Below are 9,388 nucleotides of genomic sequence, written 5' to 3'. Positions count from 1 at the left end.
GCATGGTGGCTGTGCGCCTACCTGCCCGTGATGGCGCTTCTCTCGCTGATCGGCAGCAAGGAGTTCGGCGGCGCCAACGTGCTTCCCTACGGCTGGGACATGCTGGTGGTCACGCTTGTCGCGCTCGCCTTCTACTACTGGGGCATCAACTCGGGCTACCGCACGCCGTACCTCAAGGAACGCGAGGAACACGACGAAGTGCTCGAAGGCATCGGCGCTCACTGATTTGCTGCAACGAGCGGCTGCAATGATCGCCTGACGTCGAACCGCGGCGCAAGCCGCGGTCGAGGCAACGAAAAAAACCCGCCTGAAGCGATTCAGGCGGGTTTTTTCATGCGCGCGCGTGATGCACGCACGGTGATCGGCGATCCGTGCTGCGCTCAGCCGAATACGTAGTTCGTCATCGCGAGCGCGCGCTGGTAGGTGCCGAGCGACTGGATGCCGAGCGTGTAATCGTCGTCGGCGGCGCCGAGCGCCGTGAAGACCGGCAGCAGGTGCTCGTCGGTCGGATGCATGAGCTGCGCGTGCGGTGCGCGGCGGCGATAGTCGAGCAGCGCGTCGATATCGCGGGCGGCGAGATGCGCTTCGAACCAGTCCGTGAATTCGGCGACGCGCGGATCGGCATCTTCCGGGCGGGCAGAAAAATCCGCTTCGCGCAGGTTGTGCGTGATCTGGCCCGAGCCGATCACCATCACGCCTTCGTCGCGCAATGCACGCAGCGCACGGCCGATGGCGAAGTGATGCGCGGCGTCGGCGTGCGGCTGGATCGACAACTGGGCGACCGGCACATCGGCTTTCGGGAACATCAGCAGCATCGGCACCCATGTGCCGTGGTCGAGGCCGTGCGCTTCCTCGTCGACCGCCACGCCGTGCGCGCGCAGCAGCGCCGCGGCGCGCTGAGCGGTAACGGGCGCGCCCGGCGCCGGATACGCGATCTCATAGAGCGCGCGCGGAAAGCCGTAGAAGTCGTGGATCGTTTCGGGCTGTGTCGCGGTGCTGACGACCGGTCGCAGCGTGCACCAGTGCGCTGACAGCATCAGTATCGATTCGGGGCGCGGCAGATCCGCGGACAGCGCGGTGAACGCGCCCGAAGGCAGCGACGGGTCGATGGGCAGTGTAGGCGCGCCGTGCGACAGGAAAACGGTGGGCAGGCGGGAAGCGGTGGTCATGATCGCGGGCCGCGGCGAGGCGGCGGTAAAGGTTCTATGCCGATCAATATAAATGCGCACCGTTGCGAATTAAACGTGCCTAAAGAGATTTGATCGTCTACCCGTTGTTGATAATCGACGGGGTGGCAGCGGGGGCGGTAGCGGGTGCGAAGCGATGGAAAGCGTGTGGGGCTGCGTCAGTCCGCGCTGTCGCCGAGTCCTTGCCACACGGGCGAGAGCGTCGTGCCGAGCCCGAACAGGTCGAGTACGCGCGCGACGGTCTGATCGACCATTTCGTCGATGGAGGCAGGCTTGTTGTAGAACGCGGGCAGCGGCGGAAAGACGATGCCGCCCATTTCGGTCACCGCCGTCATGTTGCGCAGATGCGCGAGGTTGAACGGCGTTTCGCGCACGAGCAGCACGAGGCGGCGACGCTCTTTGAGCGTGACATCGGCTGCGCGGGCGATCAGGTTGTCCGAGAGTCCGTGCGCGACGCTCGCGAGCGTTTTCATCGAGCACGGCGCGACGATCATGCCGTCGGTCGCGAACGAGCCGGACGCAATGCTCGCACCGACGTCCCGTACCGAATGCACGACGTCCGCGCGCGCGTGGAGGTCGTCCTTCGAGAGCTGCAGTTCGTGCTGGATGTTGAGCCAGCCGGCGGAGGAAATCAGCAGATGGGTTTCGACGCCGCCCAGCTCGCGCAGCATGTCGAGGATACGCACGCCGTAGATCGCGCCGGTTGCGCCGGTGATCGCGACGATCAGTCTGCGCGGGGTGGCTTTGGGGGGGGCTTGCGAGGCAATGCGGGGAGCGTTCACGAACGGGCGGGGCGCGTGTAGAGAACCAGGAAGCGGCGCGCGAGGTCGGGACGGCCGGCGGATGGCCGCCGTCCCCGAGGCGCTTAGGCCTGGGCGAAGAGCTGCTGCAGTTCGCCCTTTTCGTACATCTCCATCATGATGTCCGCGCCGCCGATGAATTCGCCCTTCACGTAGAGCTGGGGAATGGTCGGCCAGTTCGAGAAGTCCTTGATGCCCTGGCGGATTTCGTCGTCGTCGAGGACGTTGACGGTCTTGAACTTGTTGAGGCCGCAGGCGTTGAGGATTTGCACCGCGCGGCCCGAGAAGCCGCACATCGGGAATTGTGCGTTGCCCTTCATGAAGAGGACGACGGTGTTTTCATCGACGATCTGCTTGATGCGTTGTTGGGTGTCCATGACTGACCTTGCAATGTTTGAATGCGGAACAGGTTGAAATGATAGCGGATTTCGCCGATGCCAGCGGGCGTCCGACCGCGTCCTGTAGGGGCAATCGGGAGGTTCGCGGCGGTTACGTGTCGTGCCGGCGCTGTGCTTGTGCCGTGCTTGTGCCGTGCTGGTGCCGTGAGTTTCAGTTCGGCAGGCGCGCGCCGCTGATGCGCTCGATGCCCGCGAGGTCCCTGTGCGAGCGCGCATCGGCGAAACCCTGCGCCGACAGCAGCGCGCGCACCGCCGACGCCTGGTCGTAGCCGTGCTCGACCCACAGAACGCCGCCGGGCGTAAGGCGCGCGGGCGCACCCGCGACAATCGCGCGCAGGGCGGTCAGACCATCGGCTTCGTCGGTGAGCGCGCCACGCGGCTCGAAGCGTAGGTCGCCCTCTTCGAGATGCGGATCGCCGCTCGCGATGTACGGCGGATTGCTGACGATGACCTCGAAACGCAGCGACGGATCGAGCGTGTCGTACCAGCTGCCCGCGACAAAGACGAGTTCGCCGCCGGGCCGCTTTGCGTCGAGCAGGCGCTGCGCGTTGCGCTTCGCGACGGCGAGCGCAGCCGCCGAGCGGTCGACGGTCCAGATCCGCGCATCGGGCCGTGCCGAGGCGATCGCCACGGCGATCGCGCCGCTGCCGGTGCCGAGATCGAGCACGCGCGGCGCGGTGAGGCCGTCGAGGGCCGCGAGCGCCGTTTCGACGAGAAGCTCGGTTTCCGGGCGCGGGATCAGCACGTCGGGCGTGACGTCGAAATCGAGGCCGAAGAACTCGCGCCTGCCGATGAGTTGCGCGACCGGCTCCCCATGCGCGCGACGCGCTTCGAGTGCGCGATACGCGAGAACCTGCGCGTTATCGAGCGTTTCGTCGCCGCGCGTGATGAGTTCGGTGCGGCGCCAGCCGAGCACGTGCATGAGCAGCACGCGCGCTTCCAGCGCGGGGAGCGGCGAGGCGCGCAGCAGAGTGTCGGCGGTGACGGCGTTCGCGTTCACGGATGCGGATGTCGATCTGGCGGGCGTCAGTCGGCGTCGCCGAGCGAGGCGAGCTGCTCGGCCTGATGCTCGGAGACGAGTGCGCCGATCAGTTCGTCGAGATCGCCGTCCATGATCGATTCGAGCCGATACAGCGTCAGGTTGATGCGGTGATCGGTGAGACGCCCTTGCGGGAAGTTGTACGTGCGGATGCGCTCCGAGCGGTCGCCCGAGCCGACGAGGCTCTTGCGCGTCGCCGCTTCCTTCGCGTGCTGTTCCTGGCGCTGCTTGTCGTTGATGCGCGCGGCGAGCACCTTCAGCGCGCGGTCCTTGTTCTTGTGCTGCGAGCGGTCGTCCTGGCACTCGACGACGATGCCGGTCGGAAGGTGCGTCACGCGCACCGCCGAATCGGTCTTGTTGATGTGCTGGCCGCCCGCGCCCGAGGCGCGGAAGGTGTCGATGCGCAGATCGGCGGGATTGATCTCGACTTCGCCGATCTCGTCGGCTTCGGGCATCACCGCGACCGTGCACGCCGACGTGTGGATACGGCCCTGCGTTTCCGTCGCCGGCACGCGTTGCACGCGGTGCCCGCCCGACTCGAACTTGAGCTTCGAGTACGCGGCTTCGCCCGCGATCCGCACGATCACTTCCTTGTAGCCGCCGAGGTCCGATTCGCTCGCCGACATCATCTCCGTCTGCCAGCGGTTGCGCTCCGCGTAGCGCAGGTACATGCGCAGCAGGTCGCCCGCGAACAGCGCCGACTCGTCGCCGCCCGTGCCCGCGCGGATTTCGAGGAACACGTTGCGCTCGTCGTTGGGGTCCTTCGGCAGCAGCATCTTCTGCAGGTCCATCTGCAGCTGCACCATGCGATCGCGCGCGCTTTTCACCTCTTCTTCGGCGAATTCGCGCATCGAAACGTCCGTGAGCAGGTCCTTTGCGGCCAGTTCGTCGTCCTTGGCCTGGCGCCATTGCGCATAGTGCGCGACCACCGGCTCCAGTTCCGCGTGCTCGCGAGTGAGCTTGCGGTACTGGTCGCGGTTCGACGTCACATCGGGACGGCTCAAAAGATCGTTCAGCTCGGCCAGACGCGTAGTCAGCTGGTCGAGCTTCAATTGCATGCTCGTTTTCATCGGGCGGCTCGGAGTTGTCTCCGGAAAGTCGTGCGAGGGGGAAAGAGAAGAGCGGGCTGCAGGCCCGGTCGCGGCGCGTGGGGATCGCGCCGCCTGGCGGATCGCGCCGCTAACGGTCCGAAGAACCGGACGATTCAGACGTGGTATTCGCCGCGGAAGCGGCGGCGGGCGCGGCCTGAGTGTCGCGTGCCTCACGACCCGCCTGGCCCGATTGACCCGACTGGCTCGCCTGGCCGGATTGGCCGTGCCGGTAAAAACCGCTCATCAGCTCGATGAGCGAGTCGCGGTCTTCGCCGCTCGCGTTGTTGAGCGCGTGCGTCGGACCGTGGATCAGCTTGTTCGTGAGCGACTGCGAGAGCGCTTCGAGCACCGCCGCCGGATCGTCGCCGCGTGCGAGCAGCTTGCGTGCGCGCTCGAGTTCGGCGCGGCGCAGCGTGTCGGCCTGGGTGTGCATGTGGCGGATGACCGGCACGATGCTGCGTGCGTCGAGCCACTGCATGAAATTGGCGACGCGCGTCTCGATGATCGTCTCGGCCTGTGCGACGGCGGCCTGGCGCGAGGCATTGCCTTCGCGCACGATCGTGCCGAGGTCGTCGACGGTGTAGAGAAACACGTCTTCGAGCTGGCCGACTTCGGGTTCGATGTCGCGCGGCACGGCGAGGTCGACCATGAAGATCGGACGGTGGCGACGCGCCTTGACGGCGCGTTCGACCGCGCCGAGGCCGATGATCGGCAGCGTCGACGCCGTGCACGACACGATGATGTCGAACTCGTGCATGCGCGCGGGCAGATCGGAGAGCGGCATCGAGTTGCCGCCGAAGCGTTCGGCGACGTAGTGGCCGCGCTCGGCCGTGCGGTTCGCCACGACGAGTTCGCGCGGCTGGTGCGCGGCGAAGTGCGCGGCGCACAGCTCGATCATTTCGCCCGCGCCGATGAACAGCACGCGCTGGCTCGAAATTTTCTCGAAGATACGCTGCGCGAGGCGAACGGCGGCGGCGGCCATCGAAACCGATTGCGCGCCGATTTCCGTCGTGCCGCGCACTTCCTTCGCGACGGCGAAGGTGCGCTGGAACAACTGGTTCAGATACGTGCCCAGTGCGCCGGCCTCGGTGGCGGTGCGCACGGCAGTCTTCATCTGACCAAGGATCTGCGTCTCGCCGAGCACCATGGAATCGAGCCCCGACGCCACGCGGAACGCATGGCGCACCGCTTCGGACTGCGGCAGTGCGTAGACGTGCGGCGCCAGATCTTCTTCGCGGATGCCGTGGTACTGCGAAAGCCAGTGGATGGCGGCGTCGCGTGAAGCGTGGTCGTCGCTGGCGCAGTAAAGCTCCGTGCGATTGCACGTGGAGAGAATGGCTGCCTCGGGCGCGCTGATCGCGCGGCGGCCCGGCCAAGCTTCCTTGAACAGAGCGAGCGCGGGCTTGATCTGTTCGAGCGGAAACGACACGCGTTCGCGCAAGGCGACAGGCGCAGTGTGGTGATTGATTCCGATCGTTAGAAGCTGCATACCATGTGGCGAGAATTTGGTCGTCATTATAGCTTTTCCTCGCATTCTGTAAGGATATCAGCACGAACGGTGATTTCCCGGCCTGGCGGCGGCCGACCTGCGGGTGGGCTGACCATTTGATCCGTTGGTAAACAAGCAGTTACGGCGCTCTGAGCGCTTGAGCGGAGTGTGCCGCGCACCTGTAATGTACACATTTTAATTCGCGCGACTGAACGTCGCGGAGCGGAAATTCTGGCGATTCTGGCGATTTATGCCCGCTCGTACACAGGTCGTACACGGCAAAACGGGGTGGGATTCTCCTGCGTCCTGGGATAGGTCCTCGCGTACCCGGTCAAACCGGCACTCCGCAGCAGAAGCTGCGCGGCTACCCGGACGCGCTTGCCTTGCGCTATCGCGCCCCCTACACTCAACCGCTACGCGGGAAGCGCCGAGCCGACCGGTTCCCGGCCATAAAACCAGGCATAAGCCAGGCATCAACCAGGCATAAGCCAGCCAATGCTTTAGAGACATGTTAGTCCGCACGATGCGACCGCCCGAACTGCCCGATCCGTACTTTCCGACATTCACAAGGACCCGCCCCTGATGGGCTGGCCCGGCATTGTCGTGATCGGCGTCGTGGTCGGCGCAGCAGGCTGGTGGCTGCATCCGATGCGGGCGCGAGCGCGCGGTGGCTTCGCGCTGGCCGTCATGGCAGGCGTGCTGGGCGCTGGGCTCGCACGCGTCGCCGGGCGCGTCACCGGGCTCTTCCATGACGGTGAGCTGCTCGAATGGCCGGTATGCACGGCGTTCGCACTGGTTTTCGTGGCTGTGGCCGTCGCGCTGCGCGTGCGCCGCTGAATGCCGCTCTTTTGCTCATGGTGACCGGCTGCCGTGCCGCCGCTGTCCCGCACCAATTCTTCTCGCAGGTGAAATCATGAACGCCCGACTCCCCGAAATTTCCACCATCCCCGAGCGGATCGCCGCGCTGCGCGCCGCCATGACGCGTGCGGGCGTCGACGCGGCGCTCGTCCCGTCCGCCGATCCGCATCTTTCCGAATACCTGCCGCCGCGCTGGCAGGGCCGCCAATGGCTCTCGGGCTTCACGGGCTCCGTGGGCACGCTGGTCGTGACGAAGGACTTCGCGGGCGTCTGGGTCGACAGCCGCTACTGGGTGCAGGCCGAGAATCAGCTCGCGGGCACCGGCGTCGATCTGATGAAGATGACGGGCGGTCAGCAGACCACGCCGCATGTCGAATGGCTCGCGCAGAACGTGCCGGCGGGCGGCACGGTCGCGGTGGATGGCGCCGTGCTCGGCGTCGCCCCGGCGCGTGTGCTGTCCGACGCGCTCGGCGCGCGCGGCGTGAAGCTGCGCACCGACCTCGATCTGCTCGATGAAGTGTGGCCCGCGCGTCCCACGCTGCCCAGCGGGCCGGTCTACGAGCACACCGCGCCGCACGCCGACGCGGGCCGTACCGGCAAGCTCGGCCAGGTGCGCCGCGCGATGCAGGAAAAGGGCGCGCAGTGGCATTTCATTTCCACGCTCGACGATCTCGCGTGGCTCTTCAACCTGCGCGGCGCCGATGTGACCTACAACCCGGTATTCGTCGCGCACGCGCTGATCGGCCCGGATCGCGCGACGCTCTTCGTCGCCGAGGGCAAGGTGCCCGAAGCACTCGCGCAATCGCTCGCGCGCGAGGACGTGCACCTCGCGCCGTATGCGCAGGCCGCGTCGGCGCTCGCGGCGCTGCCAGCGGGCGCGACGCTGCTCGTCGATCCGCGGCGCGTGACGTTCGGTTTGCTGCAGGCGGTGCCGTCGGCGGTGAAGCTGGTCGAATCGATCAATCCGAGCACCTTCTTCAAGTCGCGCAAGACGGTCGCCGAAGCCGAACACGTGCGCGCGACGATGGAGCAGGACGGCGCGGCGCTCGCCGAATTCTTCGCGTGGTTCGAACAGGCGCTCGGCCGCGAAACCATCACCGAACTCACCATCGACGAAAAGCTCACCGCCGAGCGTGCTCGCCGGCCGGGCTACGTTTCACCGTCGTTCGGGACCATCGCGGGCTTCAACGCCAACGGCGCGATGCCGCATTACCGCGCCACGCCCGAATCGCACAGCGTGATCGAAGGCAACGGCCTCCTGCTGATCGACTCGGGCGGCCAGTATCTCGACGGCACGACCGACATCACGCGCGTCGTGCCCATCGGCACGCCGAGCGCCGAGCAAAAACGCGACTTCACGATCGTCCTCAAGGGCACGATGGCGCTGTCGCGCGCGCAGTTTCCGCGCGGCGTCCGCTCGCCGATGCTCGACGCCATCGCGCGCGCGCCGATCTGGGAGGCGGGCGCGGACTACGGCCACGGCACCGGGCACGGCGTCGGCTATTTCCTGAACGTTCACGAGGGTCCGCAGGTGATCTCGCACTATGCGAGCCCCGAGCCGTGGACCGCGATGGAAGAGGGCATGATCACGTCGATCGAACCGGGCCTTTACCGGCCAGGCAAGTGGGGCGTGCGCATCGAGAACCTCGTGCTGAATCAGGCGGCGCAAAAGACCGAATTCGGCGACTTCCTGAAATTCGAGACGCTCACGCTCTGCCCGATCGACACGCGCTGCATCGACTTGACGCTGTTGCGCGACGACGAGCGTGCGTGGCTCAACGCGTATCACGAGACGGTGCGGCAGCGCGTGTCGCCGCACGTGTCGGGCGCGGCGCTCGCCTGGCTCGAAGCGCGCACGCAACCGATCTGACGCGGACGGCGGCGATGGCGATCAAGGCAGTGGTGTTCGACTTCGGCGGCGTGCTGGTGGACTGGAGCCCGGAATATCTGTATCGCAAGCTGATTCCCGACGACGCCGAGCGGCGCTGGTTCTTCACGCACGTTTGCACGATGGACTGGGTGATCCGCCAGGACGGCGGCCAGTCGATTGCCGAGGGCACGGCGGAACTCGTTGCGAAGTATCCGGCGTACGAGGCGCTGATCCGCGCGTTCTACGCGCGCTGGCCCGAGATGATCGGCGGGCTGCTTGAAGGCGGGGTGGCGACGTTCGACCGGCTGGAGGCGGCGGGCGTGCCGCTTTTCGGCCTGACGAACTGGTCGGCGGAGACGTTTCCGTGGGCGTGGGAGCGCTACGACGTGCTGCGGCGCTGTCGCGATATCGTCGTGTCGGGGCGCGTGAAACTCGTGAAGCCCGATCCGGCGATCTTTCACGAGATGTTCCGCCGCATCGAGACGCAACTGCCGGGCATTGCGCCCGCGGAACTCGTCTTTATCGACGACAACCGCCACAACGCCGAAGCCGCCACGGCGCTTGGCTGGCACGGCGTGCATCACACGAGCCACGCCGCGACCGACGCGTGCCTGCGCGATCTGGGCCTGCCCGGTTGAGGCACGCCTGACCCGCGC

At 66.6% G+C, this 9,388-nt stretch carries 8 protein-coding genes and 2 pseudogenes; 4 read left to right on the top strand and 6 right to left on the bottom strand.

Annotation, left to right across the window (positions count from 1 at the left end):
• Nucleotides 1–225 (top strand): annotated as a pseudogene (locus tag ACFPTO_RS09450) (amino acid:proton symporter); the annotation flags it as partial.
• Nucleotides 226–380: 155 nt separating this feature from the next.
• Here ACFPTO_RS09450 and ACFPTO_RS09445 read toward each other — a convergent pair.
• From ACFPTO_RS09445 to hemA, 6 genes and pseudogenes are all read right to left on the bottom strand, one after another.
• A complete protein-coding gene (locus ACFPTO_RS09445; protein WP_377711064.1) occupies nucleotides 381–1,169 on the bottom strand; it encodes a DODA-type extradiol aromatic ring-opening family dioxygenase in 789 nt (262 codons plus the stop codon).
• 176 nt (nucleotides 1,170–1,345) lie between these two features.
• Nucleotides 1,346–1,969: a UbiX family flavin prenyltransferase gene (locus tag ACFPTO_RS09440; RefSeq protein WP_377711062.1), complete on the bottom strand. Its 624-nt coding sequence runs from the start codon at nucleotides 1,967–1,969 to the stop codon at nucleotides 1,346–1,348.
• A gap of 83 nt (nucleotides 1,970–2,052) precedes the next feature.
• Nucleotides 2,053–2,364 carry a Grx4 family monothiol glutaredoxin gene (gene grxD, locus ACFPTO_RS09435; protein ID WP_377711061.1) on the bottom strand — a complete coding sequence of 104 codons (312 nt, stop codon included), beginning with the start codon at nucleotides 2,362–2,364 and terminating at the stop codon, nucleotides 2,053–2,055.
• A gap of 172 nt (nucleotides 2,365–2,536) precedes the next feature.
• Nucleotides 2,537–3,385: a peptide chain release factor N(5)-glutamine methyltransferase gene (prmC, locus tag ACFPTO_RS09430; protein WP_377711060.1), complete on the bottom strand. Its 849-nt coding sequence runs from the start codon at nucleotides 3,383–3,385 to the stop codon at nucleotides 2,537–2,539.
• Between the two features lie 26 nt (nucleotides 3,386–3,411).
• Nucleotides 3,412–4,494, bottom strand: a complete 1,083-nt coding sequence (gene prfA, locus ACFPTO_RS09425) for a peptide chain release factor 1 (RefSeq protein ID WP_377711059.1) — start codon at nucleotides 4,492–4,494, stop codon at nucleotides 3,412–3,414.
• 244 nt (nucleotides 4,495–4,738) lie between these two features.
• A pseudogene (gene hemA / locus ACFPTO_RS09420) lies at nucleotides 4,739–6,004 on the bottom strand (glutamyl-tRNA reductase); the annotation flags it as partial.
• Between the two features lie 582 nt (nucleotides 6,005–6,586).
• On the opposite strand from hemA, the gene ACFPTO_RS09415 reads away from it, so the two are divergent.
• The 3 genes from ACFPTO_RS09415 to ACFPTO_RS09405 all read left to right on the top strand — a co-directional run bounded on the left by ACFPTO_RS09415 (nucleotide 6,587) and on the right by ACFPTO_RS09405 (nucleotide 9,370).
• Nucleotides 6,587–6,841, top strand: coding sequence for a hypothetical protein (locus ACFPTO_RS09415; protein ID WP_377711057.1), 255 nt, complete (start codon nucleotides 6,587–6,589; stop codon nucleotides 6,839–6,841).
• Nucleotides 6,842–6,917: 76 nt separating this feature from the next.
• Nucleotides 6,918–8,732, top strand: a complete 1,815-nt coding sequence (locus tag ACFPTO_RS09410) for an aminopeptidase P family protein (protein WP_377711055.1) — start codon at nucleotides 6,918–6,920, stop codon at nucleotides 8,730–8,732.
• A 14-nt stretch (nucleotides 8,733–8,746) separates the two neighbouring features.
• A complete protein-coding gene (locus tag ACFPTO_RS09405; RefSeq protein WP_377711054.1) occupies nucleotides 8,747–9,370 on the top strand; it encodes an HAD family hydrolase in 624 nt (207 codons plus the stop codon).
• Nucleotides 9,371–9,388 lie beyond the last annotated feature (18 nt).

Origin of the sequence: Paraburkholderia denitrificans (assembly GCF_042655705.1) — a bacterium.
Lineage (GTDB): Bacteria > Pseudomonadota > Gammaproteobacteria > Burkholderiales > Burkholderiaceae > Paraburkholderia > Paraburkholderia denitrificans.
The sequence above is the reverse complement of the archived record's forward strand: the minus strand, read 5'-3'. Positions and strand labels throughout refer to the sequence as shown.